This is a genomic window from Longimicrobiaceae bacterium, assembly GCA_035936415.1.
GTDB lineage: Bacteria > Gemmatimonadota > Gemmatimonadetes > Longimicrobiales > Longimicrobiaceae > JAFAYN01.
This window is the reverse complement of record DASYWD010000172.1, coordinates 1-19963: the sequence shown is the minus strand read 5'-3', so window position 1 is coordinate 19963 and position 19963 is coordinate 1. Positions and strand designations below refer to the sequence as shown.

Here is a 19963-nt window from a genome sequence, read left to right as displayed (position 1 = left end):
CGTCGGCCTGTCGCTCGTGTGAAGGGCTGCCGCGGCAGGCCCGCTCTACGCCTTCGCCACCCCGATCGTCGCCGGCACGCCGTCCAGGTCCACCTCGCGCACCTCGGCGTACCCGCCGTCCCCGAGCCCGTCCGCCTGCACCGCGAGCTCCGTCGCCAGCGTCTCCCCCGCGACGAAGTCGCCGAAGCGCTCCAGCGCGGCGCGCAGCTCGCCGCCGCCCGCGACGCCCAGCCGGATCCGGTCGGACACCTCCAGCCCGGCGTCCTTGCGCAGGCGCTGCACGCGGTTCACCAGCTCGCGGGCGAGCCCCTCGGCGCGCAGCTCCGGCGTGACGGTGGGGTCGAGCGCGGCGGTGAAGCCGCCCTCCGCCTGCACCTGCAGCTCGCCGCGCGCGGTCTGGACGATCTCCAGGTCCCCGGGGCCGACCGGAACCTCCTGGCCGTCCACCTGGACCGAGAGGGCGCCCCCGCGCCGGAACGATGCCAGCGCGTCCGAGGGGAGCTCGCGGATGGCGTTCGCCACCTTGGGCGTCTGCTTCCCCAGGCGCGCGCCGAGCGCCTTGAAGTTGGGGCGCGCGGAGAAGGTCACCAGCTCCTCCGCCCGGTCCATGAAGTCCACCCGCTTCACGTTCAGCTCGTCGCGGGCGATCTCCAGCAGCTCGCCGCCCACGGCGTAGCCGTCGGGCACCACCGCGTACAGCGTCCCCAGCGGCTGCCGGACGCGGATCCCCACCTCCTCGCGCGCGGCGCGCCCCAGCGTCGCCAGGGTGCGCACCGCCTCCATCCCGCGCTCCAGCGCCTCGTCGCGCGCGCGCTCCCGCGCTTCGGGGAAGGCGGCCAGGTGCACGCTCCCGCCGGTGAGCGCGCGGTGCAGCCAGTCGGAGAAGAACGGCGCGACCGGCGCCATCAGCCGCGCGACCACGACCAGCGCGCCGTACAGCGTCGCGAAGGCGGCGCGCGCGTCCGGGCTCTCCGCCGCCCCCCAGAAGCGGTCGCGCGAGCGGCGCACGTACCAGTTGGAGAGGTCGTCGGTGACGAAGTCTCCCAGCAGGCGGACGGCGCGGGTGAGGTTGTACGCCTCCATCTCGGCGCCCACCTCCCGCGCCACCGTCGCCAGGCGCGACACGAGCCAGCGGTCCAGCACGGAGCGCTCCGCCGACACGGCGTCCGCCTGGCCCGGGGCCCACCGCTCCAGGTTGGCATAGAGCGCGAAGAAGCGGTAGGTGTTGCGCAGCGTGTCGAAGGTCTTCCGCTGCACCTCGCGCACGCCCTCCGGGTCGAAGCGCTTGGGCACCCAGGGGTTGGACGACGAGAGCAGGTACCAGCGGATCGCGTCCGCGCCGAACTGCTCCATGGCGTCCCAGGGGTTCACCACGTTCCCCCGGGACTTGGACATCTTCTGTCCCTCGGCGTCTAGGATCAGGTCGTTGACAACCACGTTCCGGTACGACGGACCGCGGCCCAGGAGCGTGGAGATCGCCAGGAGCGCGTAGAACCACCCCCGCGTCTGGTCCACGCCCTCGCTGATGAAGTCCGCCGGGAACTGACGCTCCTGGGTCTCCCGGTTCTCGAACGGATAGTGGTGCTGCGCCCAGGGCATGGCCCCGGAGTCGAACCAGACGTCGATCACCTCCGGGATGCGCCGCATCGTCCCCGAGCAGCCCGGGTGCTCGCACCCCCAGGCGTGCTCGTCGATGAACGGGCGGTGCGGATCGAACGGGTCGGGGAGCGCGCCGACCTTTGCGCGCAGCTCGCCGAACGAGCCGAGCACCTCCACGTGCCGGGAGTCGGCCTCGCAGACCCAGATGGGGAGCGGCGTCCCCCAGTAGCGGTTCCGGGAGATGGCCCAGTCGACGTTGTTCTCCAGCCACTCGCCGAAGCGCCCGCTCCCCATCTCCGGCGGGTGCCAGCGGATCTCGGCGTTGTTGGCGAGCAGGTCGCCGCGCACCTCGGTGGTGCGGATGAACCACGAGTCGCGGGCCATGTACAGGAGCGGGCTCCCGCAGCGCCAGCAGTGCGGGTACGAGTGCTCCTCGCGGGACGAGCGGAAGACCTGGCCGCGCTTCTTCAGCTCGATCACCAGGTCGGTGTCCGCCTCCTTCACGAAGGTCCCGCCGACGAGCGGGATCTCCGCCCGGAAGGCGCCGCGGTCGTCCACCGGGTTGAACACCGGGAGGCCCTGCTCCTGCCCGAGCGCGTAGTCGTCCGCGCCGAACGCCGGGGCGGTGTGCACGATCCCCGTCCCGTCCTCCGCGTTGACCCACTCCGCCGGGTACACGTGCCACGCCCGCGCCACCGAATCCTCCGCGAACCCCGCCGTCTCCACCCAGTCGAAGGGGCGCTCGTAGCGCAGCCCCACCAGCTCGCCGGCCGGCATGGTGCGCGAGACCGTCGCCTCCGCGCCGAAGAGGGCGGGCACGCGGGCGCTCGCCAGGATCAGGCGGCGTCCCTCGTGCTCCACCTCGGCGTACTCCAGCTCCGGGTTCACGGCGAGCGCCGTGTTGGAGACCAGCGTCCAGGGCGTGGTGGTCCACACCAGTAGCTCGCGCCCGTCCGGCTCCCCGTCCTCCCCGAGGACGGGGAGGATCACGTACAGCGACGGGTCCTTGACGTCGCGGTAGCCGAGCGCGACCTCGTGGCTGGAGAGCCCGGTGCCGCAGCGCGGGCAGTACGGGAGGATCTTGTGCCCCCGGTAGACCAGGCCGCGGTCGGCGATCTGCTTCACCAGCCACCACACGGTCTCGACGTAGTCCGCGTGGTAGGTGACGTAGGGGCGCGAGTAGTCCAGCCAGTAGCCGATGCGCGCCGAGAAGCGCTCCCACTCGTCGGTGTACTGGAGCACGCTCTCGCGGCACACCTCGTTGAAGCGCGCAATCCCGACCTCCTCGATCTCCCGCTTCCCGCTGATCCCCAGCTTCTTCTCCGCCTCGATCTCCACCGGGAGGCCGTGCGTGTCCCACCCGGCCATGCGCGGGACGTGGCGCCCCTGCATGGTGCGGAAGCGCGCCACCGAGTCCTTGATGGTGCGCGAGAAGACGTGGTGGATCCCCGGGCGCCCGTTGGCGGTCGGCGGGCCCTCGTAGAACACGAACGGCTCCCCGTCCCGCGTCTTTTCGAGCGAGCGGGTGAAGGTGTCCTCCTCCTTCCACCGGCCGAGGATCTCTTCCTCGAGCGCCGTGGTGGAGGCCGGGAGATCGGGATATCGCTTGCTCACGTTCGATCTGTCTGCTGACGATGTCGGCCCGCGGGCCCTCACCCGGCGGCCTGAGAGCCGCCACCCTCTCCCAAGCTTGGGAGAGGGGATCAACTGCAGGCGCTCGGTAGGCCCGGAACTATAAGCCCTCCCCCGGGCCTGGGGGAGGGTGGCGAGCCTGGGCGACTCGGAGACTCTGCCGTTGCAGGCTGTCGCTATGCCCCGTCCCCCAGCCGCTCGACGATCCCCTCCACCAGCTCCGTCAGGCTGGGCTCGGCGCCCTGCGCGGTGGCGATGATCCGGGCGATGTCCACCGGCTCCAGCGCGTCCGGCATGCAGGCGTCGGTGATGATGGAGATCCCCACCACCCGCATCCCGCCGTGCACCGCCACGATCACCTCCGGCACGGTGGACATCCCCACCACGTCCGCGCCCAGCAGGCGGAGCATCCGGTACTCGGCGCGGGTCTCCAGGTTGGGCCCGGGGACGGCCACGTAGACGCCGCGGCGCAGCGGGATCTTCCTTTCGAGGGCGACCTGCACGGCGAGCTCCTGCAGCGCCAGGCTGTACGGCTCCGACATGTCCGGAAAGCGCGGGCCCAGCGCCTCGTCGTTCGCGCCGATCAGCGGGTTGTCGCCCAGGAGGTTGAGGTGGTCCGAGATCAGCACCAGGTCGCCCGGCGCCCAGAACGGGTTCATCCCCCCGCAGGCGTTGGACACCACCAGCGTCTCCGCCCCCAGCGCCCGCATCACCCGCACGGGGAAGGTCACCTGCTGCAGCGTGTAGCCCTCGTACCGGTGAAAGCGCCCCTGCATGGCGACGACCGGCTTTCCGCCGAGCGTCCCCAGCAGGAGCCGCCCGGTGTGCGACTCCACTGTGGAGAGTGGGAAGTGCGGGATCTCGTCGTAGGGGATGGTCGTCTCCACCTGGATCCGCTCCGCCAGCCCGCCCAGCCCCGTCCCCAGGATCACCGCGACCGAGGGCGCCGCCCCGCTCCGCTCCCGGATCGCCGCCACCGCCTCCGCGACCTCCCCCGCCACCCTGGACTCCGCCACTCAGCCCTCCCGTGCCGTGAACTCTGCATCCTCCGGCCGCTCGGCCGTCGGCGCGGGCCCGCCCCCTGGCCCCAGGCGCCCGGCGTCGCTCCCGCGGAGGTTCTCCCGGAAGCGCGCCTCCTCCTCCTCCACCTCCGCGAGCTGCCGCTCGACCAGAGCGCGGAAGAGGCGCAGGAAGCGGGTCCGCTGGCCCTGGAGCCGCCGCAGCGCCTCGGAGGCGGTGAGCACCTGCCGCTTGGCGTCCTCCACGATCCGCTCGCCCTCCGCGCGGGCCTCGCGCAGGATCAGCTCCGCCTCGCGCTGGGCCTGCTCTCGCATCTCCTCGCGCATCTGCTGCGCGGAGACGAGCGCGTCGTTCAGCGCCCGCTCGCGCTCGCGGTACTCGGTGATGGACACCGAGAGGCCGTCCACCCGCGCGCCGAGCGTGCCGTTCTCGCGGACCAGCTCCTCCATCCGCTGCGCGACGAGGTCGAGGAAGTCGTCCACCCGGGCCGGGTCGTAGCCGCGCATGGCGCGGGCGAAGTCGCCCTTCTTCTTGCGTACGTCGAGCGGCGTCAGGTCGATCATCGATCGCGCTCCCCGAACAGAACGGTTCCCACGCGGACGAGGGTGCTTCCCTCCTCCACGGCGATCTCGAAGTCGTTGCTCATCCCCATCGAGAGGTGCAGCGGACGGAAGGCCGGGACCTGCCGCGCAGCCTCCTCCCAGAGCCGCCGGGTGGTCCCGAAGGCGCGCCGCAGCACCGCCTCGTCGTCGGTGAAGGGCGCCATGGTCATCACCCCCTCGATCCGCAGCCCCGGCAGAGCGCAGATCCGCCCCACCGCCTCCACCGCCTCCTCCGGCGCGAAGCCGCCCTTGGTCTCCTCCCCCGCGGAATTGACCTGCACCAGCGCCCGCACCGTGGTCCCGGCCCGCTCCGCCTCCGCGGACACCACCTCCGCCAGCCGGTGGGAGTCCAGCGAATGGAGCAGGTCGAAGAGGGGGAGCGCCTTCCGCACCTTGTTGCGCTGCAGGTGGCCGATCAGGTGCCAGCGGACCGCCTCCCGGCCGACCTCCGCCACCTTCTCTTCCAGCTCCGGGACGCGGTTCTCGCCCACGTCCTCCACCCCCGCCTCGCGAACGGCGCGTACGGCTGCCGCCGGCCGCGTCTTGGTGACCGCGACCAGCGTGACGGGCCCGGTCCTCCCCGCACGCTCCCTGGCGCGCTCGACGCGCTCCCGCACCTCCTCCACCCGGGCCGACAACGACGACGGTTGCATGGCACGGATTGTAAACCCGGTGGCGACGGGGGCGCAAGCTGAGGGGAGTGCAAACGTGCGGAAGCGCGAGAGGGAATGGGCGTCCCGATTTCGCTGCCGCTGCCTGACTGCACGCTCCGCGACTCCGGGCCGAGCCCCCCTGCCGGCTCGTCGGCGTGGCGCCGCGCGAACCCGTGGAGGGTGCTGCACGGAAGTCCGCTATTCGGCAGTCAGCTGCGCCTTCATGTTCGGATGGAATGCACACACGTATTCCTGTCTTCCCTTCCTCTCCACCACGACGCGCCCGGTCTGTCTGCCCGCGATGCCCCCCGTGTCCCACGCGCGGTCGGCGGCCGTCGCGGTATGAGGGACCACGTCCTCGTTCGTCCAGACGATGGTGTCTCCCACGGCCACGGCGGCCGCTGCGGGGACGTACTGAAAGTTGCGGATCACGATGGAGTGCGTCCTCGCTTCCGACCCGCCGTCCGCGCAGCCCGCCACCACCGAGACTGCCCCCACCATGAGGAAGGTTCGGAGAGGAGTCCTGGCACGCGCGCGACCATCTGCGCGCGTGCCGAGACGCCCCGTGTCCATCAGCTCTGCCCCAGGGAGGACTGGATCTGCCTGGCGTGCTGCAGGTGCGCCTCCACGGCGGGCGCGGTCTGCTGCAGGAGCGCCTTCAGCTCGGCGTTCTGCGCGTTGGGGATGAGCGTGTTGTTGATCGCGTCCAGCACCTGCTGGTGGTACGTGACCTCGTGGCCGATGTAGGCCCGGTCGAACTCCGACCCGCTCAGCCCCTGCAGCTGGCTGCGGTTCTGCTCTCCGCCCTGGCGGAGCTGCTGGCTGGTAGGGTTCGGCTCCGGCGTGACACCCAGACGGGTGACCAGGTCCGAGGCCGCCTGGTTGACCCCCGTGTGGTCGGTGATCATGCGCTGCGCGAACTCCTTCACCTGCGGATTGCTGGCCCTGGACTGCGCCAGCTCGCCCGCGGCGATGTCCACCTGGTTGGCGGCCACCACGATGTCCGCGATCTGCGGGTCCGTGACCGCTCCCGTGGCGGGAGCCGCTGCAGGCGCGGTCTCCGCCGGAGCCGTTGCCGCCGCGTCGGCTCCGGTCTGGCCGCCCTGCTGCTCCCCGCCGCAGGCGGCCAGCGCGGCCACCGCCATCATCCCCATCAGCATCCTGTTCATTGCTTCCTCCGAGACAGGCGTGAGACGGCCAGCGTGCCCTCGCAGGCCGGCCGTGTACAGCTGCGTACCGAAGAGTACGGCGATATTCACCATATGTCAATGCTTTTATTGGGTTATTGGACAAAATCGGCTCGCCCGGTTAGGTTCCGTGCGAGAGAATCCCTGTAAAGGAGGTCCGATGCAGGCGACCCGATGGATCGAACGACTGCTGGCGAGCACCCGAGGGCAGATCATCGCCTCGCTCCGTCGCTCCAGCCGTACGGTGAACGAGCTCGCGAATGAGCTCGACCTCACCGACAATGCCGTACGCTCCCACCTGGCAGCGCTGGAGCGGGACGGGCTGGTGCAACAGGGGAGGAGTGCGCCCCAGGGAGTCGGGAAGCCGGCGTACGTCTACAGCCTTACGCCGGAGGCCGACGCCCTGCTCCCCAAGGCGTACGCCCCGGTCCTGGGGCTCCTGCTGGGTGTGCTGGCCGAACGGCACGGGCCCGAGGAGCTGGACGAACTGCTGCGCGAAGTGGGCCGCCGTGCGGCTGCCGGACGCACCGAAGCGGAGCAGGACATCCGTATGCGGATCGACGCTGCCTACGGCATCCTGGGAGAGCTGGGGGGGGTGGCGGACCTAGAGGAATCGGATGGCGCCGTCGTGATCCGCGGGTACAGCTGCCCGCTCGCGGCCGTGGTGCCAGGGAACCCGCAGGTGTGCCACCTGGCGGAGACGCTCCTCACGGAGCTGGTAGGGGTGCCGGTGCGGGAGCACTGCGAGAAGGGCGAACGCCCCCGCTGCTGCTTCGAGATCCCGCTGGGCTGACCTGCCGAAGGAGGTCGTGCCAGTCTCTCGGCGCCTGCTCCCGGCGGGTGAGGAGCAGCATCACGGCTGCGATCCCGTGCAGCAGCGCGAGTTCCCGCTCCCCGAACGGGTCCCCCGCCTGTCGGATTGAGCCCTGCACGCCCGCGCCCAGACTTCTGCGGATGGGCGGTCACGACCGGCCGGGCGAGACTATTTCTCGCTGAGCCAGACTACGGCACCGTTCCAGGCATCCCGGTCCCGGTCCTCGCGAAAGAGCCGCGAAAGGCTCACCACCATGCTGTCGCCCTGGCGGCGCAGGGCGAAGCGGTCCATGCTGCGGGTGGCGCGCCCGGAGATGTACACGCCGTTAGGACGGTACCTGGACTTGTGCTTGGAGCACTGGAAACGTTCCTCGTCCTCCATCCACCGGAGTGCCGCGCGCTGGTGCGGACAGGCGAGCGAGAACGCGTACACCGCGCCCGCGTAGCGCGCCAGGATCAGGCTGTGCTCCTTGTAGATGGTGGCCCCGTCCCGCGAGGGGATGGGAAGCGTGAGCTCGTTTCCGGCCTCGTGGAGCGGCGTGGCCCATTCCACCGGCAGCGCGCGGGCGTGCTCGGGCGAGAGCCCCAGCGCCGCCAGCGCGCCCGCCGCCACCCCGACCGCCTGCCGCAGGAAGTCGCGCCGGCCGGTGGCCGCACACCCCTCGCAGCCCTCGTCGTCCGCACCCCTGGGCCCCAGGATTCCCGTCGTTTCCATCTCGACTCCGCTTCTTGAGTCCCTACGACATGCTGGCAAGCCAGGTACCGGCGAGCAGCACCGCGAGCCAGAGGGCGATGCTCACCACCGCCGCCGTGCGGAGCCGGTCCCACGCTCCGCCCGGATCCTGGCTCAGCACCTTCCCGGTTCGCTGAAGGAGATAGCCGTTCACGAGCAGCAGCACGATGAGGCCCATCTTGGTCCAGAACACCACGGACACCAGGTACGTCTCCAGGTCCGCAGCCAGCATCAACAGACCGCTCGCCAGCGTCACAGCCAGCCCCGCTTCCACCGGCCGGTGCGTCATCCCGAGCTCGGACAGCTGCCGCTCCCGCTCCATGAAGCCAGCGTGCGACGCGAGGAGCGTCGCCCGGTCGGCGGCAAGGGCGAACCCGCCGCCCAACAACATCCCCGCCAGGTGTGCGAAGAGCACCACCGTCTGCAGGGGCGGCGAGTCGTTGTAGAGCGACGCCCAGGGCTCGGCGATCTGCAGCAGCGCCTCCATCGCTCAGTCCCGCACTACCTGCGGCAGCATGACAAGGTAACCGGCGATCGCGGTGGCCATGGAGCCGAGCGCGACGTTGCGGTGCATCGTGCGGCTCCCCCCCTGGTTCGCCGCCCGGTCACCTAGCACCCCGGTGGCGGTGAAGCCCGCGTCCGCTGCCAGCATCAACACGGCGTGGAGCGTCCGCCGCCCCCTTCCTTCGGGCTCCTTGCGTCCCTCCCACAGGTTCCACACCCCGGTCGCGGTGTTCAGGGTAAAAAGTCCCGCGACCGCGTAGGCGAGCGGCCGGTGCGCCCGGCGCGCCCAGTCGTCACCGGGGAGCGCCGGGTTGCCGTACATCCGCTGTCCCGCGGTGTACTGCGCCGCGAACAGGGGGAGCATGGTGTAGCTGGCGGCGCGGTGAATGGCCAGGCGCCTGCCGTACCAATCGCTGTACTCCACGACCGCGGGAGGCGGAATCGTGTCGGCGGCCGGGACAGAGCACACCATGTCCGCGGGGACCGCACCCGCGTCCGGAGCTTCGGAGGGGAGCGCGGTGGCGAGCGCCACCACCAGCCAGGCACAGGGCGCCATATGACCTTCCTATCGTCCCGCGGGGTGGCGAGAGGGTCCGGAGCGTCCGGCCCGGGCGCTCCGGGCCAGGGCTACTTCACGTTGACGGTGCCGGTCATTCCCGCGTGCAGCGTGCAGTCATACGGGAAGCTGCCGGCGGTGTTGAAGGTGCGCGAGACCTGCGCGTTGCTGATCACCCCGACGTCTTCGGGCGCTCCGGCCACCTTGTTGAAGATGACGTTGTGCGCGACGGCCCCGATGTTCCAGGTCACGGTCCCGCCTCTGAGGAGGTTCACCTCTTTCGGGCTGAACGCCGACGCGCTGGTGACGACCGTGGCGCTGGAGGTCGGCTCGGCAGGTGGGTTCTGGCCGGGAGGGTTGGGCTCGACCGGGGTTCCCCCCCCTCCTCCGCCGCAGGCTGCAAGCACGACTGCCATCACGGTCGTGAGCGCAAGACGTTCCAGGTACATACATCCTCCGGGATTCGTGGGCGGAACGAGCGGGTGGAGGGTCCTCGCGGACCGTAGCGCACCGCGGGTAGATGAACTCTGCGGCAGATACTCCAATTTGTCAATGACTTTTGTTGCAAACCGTTGAACTCAAACACTTCCCGCACCGGATCGGCCGCTGTGGGAAACGCTGCGTCTCGAACCGGAGATTTTTTAACAGGATGCCGTAATCATTTTTAGACTACATTAATTTCCGTCCGGCGTCAAGAGACCCCTGGTGGGCGGAAGGTTCCCGGATCCCGGGCGAGTGCAGCCGGGTGATCACGATCCACGATGGCCTTCATCACCAGCGCCCACGGCCCGTTTCACGGATTCGGGTTACTTCCTGACGCGTGCGCGGGGACGGCCCGCATCAATTCTGCCAGCGCGGCATTCAGCGTCCGTGCGCCCACCTGGCTGCCACGGAAGTGCCCCATGCGGACGATCACCAGGTCGTGCGAGGGCACGACAAAGGTGTACTGACCGCCCGCGCCGGCCATGTAGTAGGCGTCGCGAGGCAGGTTCCACTCTCCCGTGCCGTTGATCCAGAACTGCCCGCCGTAGACCGGCCGGTCCCAGGCGGGCGCGGGCGTGCTGACGAACCTGGTCCACCCCTCCGGGAGGAGCCGCTCGCCCATCCATACGCCGTCCTGCAGGTACAGCAGACCGAGCCGCGCCCAGTTCCGGGCGGTGCCGTAGTCAAACCCGGTGAGCAGGAAGTTCCCGTACGGATCGGTCTCCAGCACCTGGCGGCGGATCCCGATCCTGTCGAAGAGCGCCCGCTGCGGGAAGGTGTGGTAGCTCTCCCCCCGCGCCTCCACCGCCTCGCGGATCAGATGCCCGAGGGTCAGGGGATCCGAATTGCGGTAGCGCCCCTCCGTACCCGGCTGGAACTGCAGCGGCCGGGTCGCCGAGTGGTGGAAGGCATCCACCGCGCCCGTATAGATGTACATGTGATCCGGGTAGCCCATCGCCGGCGTGTAGTCCGGGTCCTGCGAGGCGATGAAGTGCAAACCGCTGCTCATCTGGAGAAGATCCCGCACGCGAATCCGGGATCTCGGGTCGCCGGGGCGGTCGTGCCACTCCTTCACGGGCGCAGGCTGATCCAGGCGGAAGATGCCGTCCTGGACCAGGCGCGCGAACAGGGTGGCGGTCAGGCTCTTGCCCATGGACCAGCTTTCCAGCTGCATATCCCGGTGGGCGCCCGCACCGTAGCGCTCGGCGATGATGCGCCCCCGGTGCACCACCACGAAGGCCGCGGTCAGCGCCTCCGGATCGGCGAAGGCCGCGTCGACGGCGGCGGAGAGGCGCGCGACGTCGACATCGCCCGGAAGCGGGGCGTCCGGGAGGCGGTCGCCCATGGGCCAGTCCTGCGTCCCGGCATCGGGGAGCGACGACCGCACCTCGACCGGCTCGAAGAAGACGCGGTCGAAGCCCTCGGGATGGATGACGCACCCCTGGTCGCCGTAGTAGCGGGCGGTGCGCGTGACGGAGTTGCGGTAGGTCAGCCGCACCTCCCTGCGCTCGCGGTCGATGATCGTGTCCGTGACGACGTGCTCCGAGCCCGGGAGCATGAAGTAGCCGCTGTTGCGCGCCGCCTCCCGCGGATCGCGCCCGGAGACGAACACTGCGGAGCAGAGCACCTTGGCGAACCCGGCCGTGCCCAGCGAGGGCGCGGACCCTGGCGGGATCAGTCCCCCGGTAGGGCGGGCCGAATCGGCCGCAGCAGCCGTTTGCGGTGCCGTCCCCACTGGGGGACCGTAGGCGCAACCGGCGAGCGGAAGGGCAGCAAGGAGCAGTGCCAGTGCGGCGCGTCGCGCCCGGCGCGGGGCGTGTGTGGGCCTGGTTTCAGCCGGGGAGGTCGGCATGGGCGATTTCCGGGGAATCGGAGCGGCCGGGGCATCCTGAACGACGGCAGCGGGTCACGGAACATCTCGCACGAGCGTGGTTCGGGCCGGCAGAGACCGCCCGTGCCGCTTCCCGCTACGCTTGCAGGTCGAAGAAGTTCCCGCGGCCGGCGGCAAGCGCCCGCTCGTATGCCAGGGCCGCCGCGGCCACGTCCTGGAGCGCGGTGCCGGTGGAATCGAAGAGCGTGATCTCCGCCTCCGAAGTGCGGCCCGGCCGCTTCCCTGCAACCACCTCCCCCAGCTCCGCGTGCACATCCGATACCTGCATCACCCCGGCCACGAGCGCATGGTGCAGCTCGCCCACGCGAGCGCACTGCTCGGTGATGTCGGGGACGACCTTGCTCGCGGCGAGCAGCCGCGGGTCCAGCTCCTGCTTCTGCGGGTTGTCGGAGCCGACCGCCGCCACGAAGGTCCCCGGGGCAACCTCCTCCCGCCCCAGCAGCGGCGCCCGCGCGGGGGTACAGGTAACGATCACGTCGCTCTGCCGGGCCGCCCCGGCGGGCTTCGGGACGGCGATGACCTCGATCCCCAGCTCTGCGCCCATTTCGCTTGCGTAGCGCTCCGCCGCCTCGGTGCGCCGCCCGAAGGCGTACACCCGCTCCACCGGAAGCACCCGCGCCAGAAAGCGGAGCTGTGCCCTGCCCTGGGTGCCTGTGCCGCAAACGGTGACCACGCGGGAGTCGGGACGCGCCAGATACTTCGCGGCGACCGCCGTCGCCGCCGCGGTCCGCTGGATCGTGATCTCCACCGAGTCCATGATGGCCAGCGGAGCGCCGGTCTCGCCGTCGAAGAGGAGGATCCCCCCGTGGACGTACGGAAGTCCCCGCTCCCGGTTCTGCCAGAAGGCGCCGTTGCACTTCACGCCCACGTACGTCCCATCCAGGTCCAGCCCGGAAGACTTGATGTGGAACTCGCCCCCGTGGGAGTCGATGTGCAGCAGCCCGGTGCTGAGGCTCAATCCCTTCCCGTTCGCCTCGAATGCACGCTCCACCGCCCGGATGTAGTCGTCCGGGGTGAGCAGGGACGAGATCTCGGTGCGGTTGAGCAGAAGGGTGGATCGAGGTCGCACGGCATCCTCCCGGGGCGTAGATTGTCCATGTCGTGAACGCGCGGGCCCGGGGCTCCCTTCGGAATCCGCGCGCCCGGCCACAAAGTAAACGGAGGACGGGATGAAGGCGAAGTCGCTGCTCTTTCTGCGCGTTTCCGTCGGCCTGCTGATGGTGATCTGGGGGATCGACAAGCTGGTGAACGTGGAGCACGGGATGCAGGTGTCGGAAGGGTTCTACTTCGGGGCCTTTTCCGTCCCGGTGCTCCTCCAGGCGTTCGGGGTGGTGCAGATCCTGGTGGGAATTCTGATCTGCCTCGGGCTGGCGCTGGACTTCGTGTACCCCTTCCTCCTGGCGGTAACGGGCGTCACGGCGCTGGGCGTGTGGAAATCCATCGTCGATCCGTGGGGATGGGTGCTGGAAGGGAGCAACGTGCTCTTCTACCCTTCGCTCATCATCCTGGCCGCCAGCCTGGTGCTCTGGGCCTTCCGCGACGAGGACACCCTCACCCTCCGGAAGCGGCGCTGACGACGAGGCCGCCCGGCCTATCGTCCCGCGCCCCGCGCCGGTGCACTCGTCCGAAGAGCGTCACAGATGCCCGCGATCCCCTGCCCCGTCTGCGACAGCCCCGACTTCCGGGTCTACAGCACGAAGAACCGCAACCGCACCGTGATCTGCCGCGGATGCGGGCTGTTCTACACGAACCCGCTCCCCGAGCCGGAGGAGCTGCGGGCGCGGGTGACGGAGTCGGACATGTACACGGAGGACCAGCTCCGCAAGGTGGACTTCTTCCGGAGACGGGCGGAAACGCTCTTCGACCGGGTGGAGCGGCTCCGGCCGCCGGGGCGGGTGCTGGACGTGGGGTGCGCGATCGGCACCGAGCTGGTGGTGGCGCGCGAGCGGGGATGGGACGGCGTGGGGATCGAGCTGTCGGGGAGCTCCGTGCGCGTCGCGCGGGAGCGCGGGCTGGAGGTGCGGGAGACCCCGCTGGAGGAGTGCGGCTTCCCGGACGGAAGCTTCGCCCTGGTGACGCTGAACCACGTGCTGGAGCACATCCCCGACCCGGCCCCCCTCCTGACGGAGGTGCGGCGGATCCTGGCGGACGACGGGCTCCTGTTCGTGGCGGTGCCCAACGTGCGGTCGTGGATCCGCTACCTGCGCGGCGAGGACTATGCCTGGACCTTCCAGGACGACCACTTCCTCCACTTCTCCACCTCCACCCTGCCCCGCCTCCTCCGCCGCCACGGCTTCCGCGTGCTGGAGGTGGAGACATCCCGCTGGCGCGACTTCCACCAGGAGCCGGCGACCCGGCCGCTCCCGTTCCGGGCCGTAAACCGCGCCGTGGAGCGGCTGGGGATGGGCGTGGAGATCTTCTGCCTGGCGCGGCCGGCCTGACCCCTACACCGCCACCGCCGCGCGGCCGTGGGAGGCGACCGTCTCCACGAGCTGGTCGTGCGTGAGCCCGCGCTGGAGCTGGCCGCGGAAGGCCAGCGAGACGGTGCTCGTCTCCTCCGAGACCACCAGCACCAGCGCGTCCGTCTCCTCCGAGAGTCCCAGCGCGGCGCGGTGGCGGGTCCCCAGCGCCCGGTCGGACACGGGGAACTGCGTCAGCGGGAGGATGGCGCCCGCCGCGACGATGGTGTCGCCGCGGATGATGACCGCGCCGTCGTGCAGCGGCGAGTACGGCGTGAAGATCGTGGTCAGGAGCGGCGCCGAGACCCGCGCCTGCATGGTCGTCCCGGTCTCCACGTACTCGCCCAGCCCCACCTCGCGCTCGATGGCGATGATCGCCCCCAACTTGCCGCGCGACAGCTCGTCCACCGCCTGCGCGATCTCCTCCGCCACCACGCTCTGCTCCAGGCGGGTGAAGAGCCGGATCAGGCGGCTCTGCCCCAGGTGCGCGAGCGCGCTGCGCAGCTCCGGCTGGAAGACCACCAGCGCCGCGATGGCGCCGTACTGGAAGAGGTACTCCAGCAGGGCCTGCAGCAGGAGGAGGTTGAGGATCCGGGAAAGAAAGTAGATGCCGACCAGGGAGCCCAGCCCGAAGAGCATCTGGATGGCCCGCGTCCCGGCCAGGACCAGCAGGATGCGGTAGAAGACCGCGGTCACCACCGCGATCTCCAGGAGGTCCTTCCAGTCCGGGGCCAGGAAGCCGACCCGCTCCATGAGCTGGTTCACGGCGCCACGGGGACGGGGGCGGCCCGGCGGACCGCCTCGGCCACGTCCAGCGCGTGCCGGGTCGTGCGCACGTCGTGCACGCGGAAGATGCGGGCGCCCTGCAGCAGCCCCGCCACGCAGGCGGCGGCGGTGCCGGCGTCGCGCTCCTCCGCGGGGATGCCCCCCAGGATCGTGCCGATGAAGGCCTTGCGGGAGGGGCCCAGGAGGAGGGGGCGGCCGAGGCGCGCGAGCTCGCCCAGGCGGGCGAGCAGCTCCAGGTTGTGCTCCGCCGTCTTCGCGAAGCCGATCCCGGGGTCCAGGACGATCCGCTCGTCCGCGATCCCCGCCGCGCGGGCGCGCTCCAGCGCGTCGGCGAGCTCCTGGCTCACCTCGGCGGCCACATCCCCGTAGCGGGGGTCGTGCTGCATCGTCTGCGGCGTGCCGCGCATGTGCATCAGGACGATCCCCGCCTCCGCATCCGCCACCGCCTCTCCCATCCCGGGGTCCGCCAGCGCGGACACGTCGTTGACGACCTCCGCGCCTTCCGCCAGCCCCGCGCGGGCGACCTCCGCCCGGCGCGTGTCCACCGACAGGGGGACGGAGAGGTGCTTCCTGAGCAGCCGCAGCACCGGCAGGACCCGGGCCAGCTCCTCCGCGGGGGAGACTGGCGCGGCGCCCGGGCGGGTGGACTCCCCGCCCAGGTCCAGGAGGTCCGCGCCCTCCTCCACCATCGCCCCGGCGCGGGCGAGGGCCCGCTCCGGGGCGTCGAAGCGGCCGCCGTCGCTGAACGAGTCGGGGGTGACGTTGAGGATCCCCATGACCAGCGGCCGCTCCAGGGAGAGGGAGCGGCCGCGGATGGCCCAGGAGCCGGGAAACGGCGCGGTGCCCAACCGCCCCTCCGTCAGCGCCCCGTCACGGCCCGCGCGCGGCCTCGCGGGCGAAGGAGGGGGACGGCGACAGGCCGCCGATCCCGCCGTCCTCGGAGGGGCGCGGAGCGGGGGGGGCCGGCGGCGGGGGCGGCGAGACCGCGGGGCGCAGCGGCACCGGCGGGAGCGTCTTCCCCTGCTCCAGCATCTCCACCTCGTCGCGGTCCAGCGTCTCGCGCTCCAGGAGCGCCAGCGCGATGGCCTCCATCAGCGCCTCGTTCTCGCGCAGGATGCGGCGGGCCGTCTCGATCGCCTCGTCCAGCAGGCGCTTCACCTCGGCGTCCACGAGCTGCGCCGTCTGCTCGCTGACCTGGCGGCGCTGGCCGAGGTCGCGGCCCAGGAAGACCTCCTGCTCCGAGTCGCCGATCGCCATGGGGCCGATGGCCTCGCTCATCCCGAACTGCGTCACCATGCGGCGGGCGAGCGCGGTGGCGCGCTCGATGTCGTTCCCCGCCCCGGTGGTCACCTTCTCCGCGCCGAAGATCATCTCCTCGGCCACACGCCCGCCGAAGAGCATCACCAGCCGCGCGATCAGGTAGTCGCGCGAGTACGAGTGGCGGTCCTCCTCCGGGAGCGACGCCGTGATCCCGAGCGCCCGCCCCCGGGGGATGATCGTCACCTTGTGCACCGGGTCCAGCCCCGGGAAGCGGAGCGCCACGACGGCGTGCCCCGCCTCGTGGTACGCGGTGAGCTTCTTCTCCGCGTCCGAAAGGACCATGCTCTTCCGCTCGGCGCCGAGCATGACCTTGTCCTTGGCCTCCTCCAGGTCGGCCATGTAGACGCAGTCGTGCCCCTTCCGCGCCGCGAGCAGCGCGCCCTCGTTGACCAGGTTCGCCAGGTCGGCGCCGCTCATCCCGGGGGTGCCGCGCGCCAGGATGGCCACGTTCACGTCCGGGGCGGCGGGGATCTTCTTCAGGTGGACGCGGAGGATCCCCTCGCGCCCCTTCACGTCCGGCGAGTCCACCACCACCTGCCGGTCGAAGCGGCCGGGGCGCAGGAGCGCCGGGTCCAGCACGTCCGGGCGGTTGGTCGCGGCGATCAGGATTACCCCGTCGTTCGCCTCGAAGCCGTCCATCTCCACCAGGAGCTGGTTGAGCGTCTGCTCCCGCTCGTCGTGCCCGCCGCCCAGCCCCGCGCCGCGGTGCCGTCCCACGGCGTCGATCTCGTCGATGAAGATGATGCAGGGCGCGTGGGCCTTCCCCTGCTCGAACAGGTCGCGCACGCGCGAGGCGCCCACGCCCACGAACATCTCCACGAAGTCAGAGCCGGACATGGAGAAGAAGGGCCGCCCCGCCTCGCCGGCGACGGCGCGCGCGAGGAGCGTCTTCCCCGTTCCCGGGGGGCCCACCAGGAGCGCGCCCTTGGGGATCCGCCCGCCCAGGCGGGAGAACTTCTTGGGGTCCTTGAGGAACTCGACGATCTCCTGCAGCTCGTACTTGGCCTCGTCCGCGCCCGACACGTCGTCGAAGGTGACCTTGGGCGTGTCGCCGGTGAGGAGCTTGGCCTTGGACTTCCCGAACTGGAACGCCTTGTTCCCGCTGCTCTGCATCTGTCGCAGGATCAGGAACCAGACGCCGATGATGATGAGCCAGGGGAACGCCGCCCAGAACATCGAGGTCCAGTCGCGCTGCGGCCGGTCCGCGTTGACGAGCACCCCGGACTGGTACATCTGGTCCACCAGCGCCTCGGAGTCGCGGCCGGGGAGGTTGGCCGTGAACTTGTCGACCTGCCGCGTCTCCCCCGTCGGCGTGGGGACGGTGATGGGCGCCTTCAGCTCGCCCTGCACCTGCTGCATCTGGTCGCCCGCGATCACGGTCGCCCGGACCACGTTCTGCCGGTCGAGCTCGCGCCGGAACTGGGAGTAGGTGAGCTGCTCCGCCCCCTTCTCGCGCGTCCCCATCATCTGGAGGATCAGCACCGGGAGCAGGAAGAGGAAGACCCAGAAGGAGGCCTGCCTGGAAAGGCGGCCCCAGCGGGATCCCTTGGGAGTGTTCGGTTCGCGGTCGGCCATGTGTGCTTCCCTCGCGTACTGCAGCGGAGGCGGGCGCGCCGGCGGGGCGCGCCGCGGCTCAGGTTTGCTTCAGGCTCCCGATGAACGGGAGGTTCCGGTAGTTCTCGGAATGGTCCAGACCGTAGCCGATCAGGAACTCGTGGGGGGCGTCGAAGCCGACCCAGCGGGGCTCCAGGACCAGGTTGGGGGCCAGGTGCTTGTGCAGCAGCGCGCACATCTCCAGCGAGCGCGGGCCGCGCGCGTTCAGCAGCGGGACGAGCCGGTTGATGGTGGTCCCGCTGTCCACGATGTCCTCCACGATGATGACGTGGCGGTTCGTGAAGTCGGCGTTGGGGTCGTAGAGGAGCTTGAGCTCGCCGGAGGTGGTGGTGCCGCTCCCGTAGCTGGAGGCCACCAGGAAGTCCACCTGCAGCGGGCGGGTGATCTCGCGGACCAGGTCGCTCAGGAAGATGAAGGACCCCTTGAGCAGGCCGAGGACCAGCAGATCCTCGTCCGCGGGGAAGGCCCGGGTGATCTCCGCCCCCATCTCCCGCACCCGCGTGGCGATGTCCTCGGGGGTGTACACGATCCGGTGGAGCTCACGGCCGCCGGTGCGGGCAAGGATCAGCTCGGCTTCAGTCATCGAGAATCGAAAGGAAGATTGCCGCCTGGCCTTCGGCGGGGTGGAGGCCGCGGGAGCGCTCGACGCCCACCACCCAGAGCACCCTCCCCGCGGCATCCGCGACGATGGGGGTCCGGTGGCGGACGGAGCGCGGGACGCGCCGCTCGGCGAAGAGCTTTTTCAGGGTCCGGGTCCCGCCCGGGGTCCGGATCCGGTCCCCCGGCCGCCACCCCCGGACCACGAGCGGGAGGCTGTCGGCGGGAAACAGTGCGGCGTCCCCGCCCCCGGGCGCCGGTCCCGCGGGGGCGGAGGCCGGGCTCCACGCCACACGCAGGATCCGCCCTCCGATCCGGGCCTCCCCCTCTCCCTCCGGAGCGTCCGCCGGGATCGCGACCTCCAGGTCCGGGAGCGCCGGCTCCTCGCCGGCCCGCTCCACGCGCACGGAGTCGAACTCCGAGGCCAGGCGCAGCCCCCCGGCGAGGTGGAGCACGCGCCCGCTGGGGGAGCCGGTAATAAACTGAAGCGCCAACCGGGTTCCCGTCCGATCGAGGACGACCCCGAACTGGCGCAGCAGATTTCGCAGGACCCGGGAGGCTACGGCCGAATCATAAGCCCGGAACGGGGCCCTCGCAAGCACGAGCGCCGCCCCCTCGCGCCGCGCCGCCTCCCCCGTGAGCGGCTCCAGCACCGCGCTCCAGGCGGCCTCCTCCGCGCGCGCCAGCTCCGCCAGCCGCACCAGGCTGCGCCGGGCGCCCGGGGCCACGCTGCGCTCCGCCAGCGGGAGGAGCCGGCGGCGGATCCGGTTGCGGACCGGGTCCAGCGTCCGGTTGGTGGGATCCTCCCGCCAGCGCAGCCCGGCGGCGCGGGCGTACGCGCGCAGCTCGTCCCTCCAGAACGGGAGGAGCGGCCGGAGCACCCCGTCTCCTCGTGGCGCCATCCCCGCCAGCCCCGCGATCCCGGTGCCCCGCAGGACGCGGAAGAGCACCGTCTCCGCCTGGTCGTCGGCGTGGTGGGCGGTCGCGATCAGCGCATCCCCCGCGTCCAGGGCGGCGCGGCGCAGGAAGGCGTGGCGGGCGCGGCGCGCCTCTTCCTCCGAGCGAGGCGCCCGCTCCAGCCGCTCGGTGGCGAGCGGAACCCCCCAGGCCGCGCAGAGGCCGGCCACCCAGCGCGCGTCCGCGTCGCTCCCGGGGCGCATCGCGTGGTCCAGGTGCGCCGCGTGGAGGGCGAGCCCCGGGCCGGGAGCGTGGAAGCGGAGCAGGTGCAGGAGCGCCACCGAATCGGCCCCGCCGGAGAGCGCCACCAGGACGCGCGCGCCGGCGCCGAGCCCCAGCGCCTCCCCGGCCGCGCGGAAGCGCTCCTCCAGGGGGGCGTCTCCCCCCGTGCGTCGGGCACCGGCGCCGCTCTCCATCCGCTCCAAATGGCGAAGCCCGGCGCCCCCGTCAAGGGGCCCCGGGCTCCGGTCGCAGCGCTGCATGTGGCTTCAGGACGCCGAGGGCTTCTTCCGCGCGCGCTTGGCGGTCGCCTGCCGTCCCTCGCCGCCCGTCTCTCC

General features: G+C 71.3%; 20 protein-coding genes. 3 read left to right on the top strand and 17 right to left on the bottom strand.

Annotated features, from left to right (window positions below; genetic code table 11):
• Nucleotides 1–45 precede the first annotated feature (45 nt).
• The 6 genes from ileS to VGR37_06655 all read right to left on the bottom strand — a co-directional run bounded on the left by ileS (nt 46) and on the right by VGR37_06655 (nt 6675).
• Complete coding sequence (gene ileS, locus VGR37_06680) at nt 46–3213, bottom strand: isoleucine--tRNA ligase (GenBank protein ID HEV2147068.1); 3168 nt, start codon at nt 3211–3213, stop codon at nt 46–48.
• Nucleotides 3214–3407: 194 nt separating this feature from the next.
• The gene (locus VGR37_06675) at nt 3408–4247 is read right to left on the bottom strand and encodes a purine-nucleoside phosphorylase (GenBank protein ID HEV2147067.1); all 840 of its coding nucleotides are present in this window, start codon (nt 4245–4247) and stop codon (nt 3408–3410) included.
• Nucleotides 4248–4814: a DivIVA domain-containing protein gene (locus tag VGR37_06670; protein HEV2147066.1), complete on the bottom strand. Its 567-nt coding sequence runs from the start codon at nt 4812–4814 to the stop codon at nt 4248–4250. It abuts the gene before it with no gap.
• Nucleotides 4811–5506: a YggS family pyridoxal phosphate-dependent enzyme gene (locus tag VGR37_06665; GenBank protein HEV2147065.1), complete on the bottom strand. Its 696-nt coding sequence runs from the start codon at nt 5504–5506 to the stop codon at nt 4811–4813. Before VGR37_06665 ends, VGR37_06670 begins: the two co-directional genes overlap by 4 nt.
• A 198-nt stretch (nt 5507–5704) precedes the next feature.
• The gene (locus VGR37_06660) at nt 5705–6007 is read right to left on the bottom strand and encodes a hypothetical protein (GenBank protein HEV2147064.1); all 303 of its coding nucleotides are present in this window, start codon (nt 6005–6007) and stop codon (nt 5705–5707) included.
• A gap of 71 nt (nt 6008–6078) precedes the next feature.
• Nucleotides 6079–6675, bottom strand: coding sequence for a DUF4142 domain-containing protein (locus VGR37_06655; protein ID HEV2147063.1), 597 nt, complete (start codon nt 6673–6675; stop codon nt 6079–6081).
• A gap of 178 nt (nt 6676–6853) precedes the next feature.
• On the opposite strand from VGR37_06655, the gene VGR37_06650 reads away from it, so the two are divergent.
• Nucleotides 6854–7486 carry an ArsR family transcriptional regulator gene (locus VGR37_06650; protein HEV2147062.1) on the top strand — a complete coding sequence of 211 codons (633 nt, stop codon included), beginning with the start codon at nt 6854–6856 and terminating at the stop codon, nt 7484–7486.
• Between the two features lie 189 nt (nt 7487–7675).
• Here VGR37_06650 and VGR37_06645 read toward each other — a convergent pair whose 3' ends face one another.
• The 6 genes from VGR37_06645 to VGR37_06620 all read right to left on the bottom strand — a co-directional run bounded on the left by VGR37_06645 (nt 7676) and on the right by VGR37_06620 (nt 12742).
• Complete coding sequence (locus VGR37_06645; GenBank protein ID HEV2147061.1) at nt 7676–8221, bottom strand: Rieske (2Fe-2S) protein; 546 nt, start codon at nt 8219–8221, stop codon at nt 7676–7678.
• Between the two features lie 22 nt (nt 8222–8243).
• Nucleotides 8244–8726 (bottom strand): hypothetical protein, encoded by a 483-nt coding sequence (locus VGR37_06640; GenBank protein ID HEV2147060.1) that lies wholly within the window; start codon nt 8724–8726, stop codon nt 8244–8246.
• Nucleotides 8727–8729: 3 nt separating this feature from the next.
• Nucleotides 8730–9299 carry a hypothetical protein gene (locus VGR37_06635; GenBank protein HEV2147059.1) on the bottom strand — a complete coding sequence of 190 codons (570 nt, stop codon included), beginning with the start codon at nt 9297–9299 and terminating at the stop codon, nt 8730–8732.
• Between the two features lie 71 nt (nt 9300–9370).
• On the bottom strand, nt 9371–9748 hold the full coding sequence (locus tag VGR37_06630) for a plastocyanin/azurin family copper-binding protein (GenBank protein ID HEV2147058.1): 378 nt from the start codon (nt 9746–9748) through the stop codon (nt 9371–9373).
• Nucleotides 9749–10092: 344 nt separating this feature from the next.
• The gene (locus VGR37_06625; GenBank protein ID HEV2147057.1) at nt 10093–11409 is read right to left on the bottom strand and encodes a serine hydrolase; all 1317 of its coding nucleotides are present in this window, start codon (nt 11407–11409) and stop codon (nt 10093–10095) included.
• A gap of 340 nt (nt 11410–11749) precedes the next feature.
• Entirely contained in the window at nt 11750–12742 is a 993-nt protein-coding gene (locus tag VGR37_06620) for an ornithine cyclodeaminase family protein (protein ID HEV2147056.1), read from the bottom strand.
• 100 nt (nt 12743–12842) lie between these two features.
• On the opposite strand from VGR37_06620, the gene VGR37_06615 reads away from it, so the two are divergent.
• Nucleotides 12843–13247 carry a DoxX family membrane protein gene (locus tag VGR37_06615; GenBank protein ID HEV2147055.1) on the top strand — a complete coding sequence of 135 codons (405 nt, stop codon included), beginning with the start codon at nt 12843–12845 and terminating at the stop codon, nt 13245–13247.
• 66 nt (nt 13248–13313) lie between these two features.
• A complete protein-coding gene (locus VGR37_06610) occupies nt 13314–14114 on the top strand; it encodes a class I SAM-dependent methyltransferase (protein HEV2147054.1) in 801 nt (266 codons plus the stop codon).
• Nucleotides 14115–14117: 3 nt separating this feature from the next.
• On the opposite strand, the gene cdaA is transcribed toward VGR37_06610, so the two are convergent.
• From cdaA to tilS, 5 genes are read right to left on the bottom strand one after another with little or no spacing between them, the layout of a single operon-like run.
• Nucleotides 14118–14897, bottom strand: a complete 780-nt coding sequence (cdaA, locus tag VGR37_06605; GenBank protein HEV2147053.1) for a diadenylate cyclase CdaA — start codon at nt 14895–14897, stop codon at nt 14118–14120.
• Nucleotides 14894–15766: a dihydropteroate synthase gene (gene folP, locus VGR37_06600; GenBank protein HEV2147052.1), complete on the bottom strand. Its 873-nt coding sequence runs from the start codon at nt 15764–15766 to the stop codon at nt 14894–14896. Before folP ends, cdaA begins: the two co-directional genes overlap by 4 nt.
• 22 nt (nt 15767–15788) lie before the next feature.
• Nucleotides 15789–17813 carry an ATP-dependent zinc metalloprotease FtsH gene (ftsH, locus tag VGR37_06595; GenBank protein ID HEV2147051.1) on the bottom strand — a complete coding sequence of 675 codons (2025 nt, stop codon included), beginning with the start codon at nt 17811–17813 and terminating at the stop codon, nt 15789–15791.
• A gap of 58 nt (nt 17814–17871) precedes the next feature.
• On the bottom strand, nt 17872–18435 hold the full coding sequence (hpt, locus tag VGR37_06590; GenBank protein HEV2147050.1) for a hypoxanthine phosphoribosyltransferase: 564 nt from the start codon (nt 18433–18435) through the stop codon (nt 17872–17874).
• The gene (gene tilS / locus VGR37_06585) at nt 18428–19822 is read right to left on the bottom strand and encodes a tRNA lysidine(34) synthetase TilS (protein ID HEV2147049.1); all 1395 of its coding nucleotides are present in this window, start codon (nt 19820–19822) and stop codon (nt 18428–18430) included. Before tilS ends, hpt begins: the two co-directional genes overlap by 8 nt.
• Nucleotides 19823–19963 lie beyond the last annotated feature (141 nt).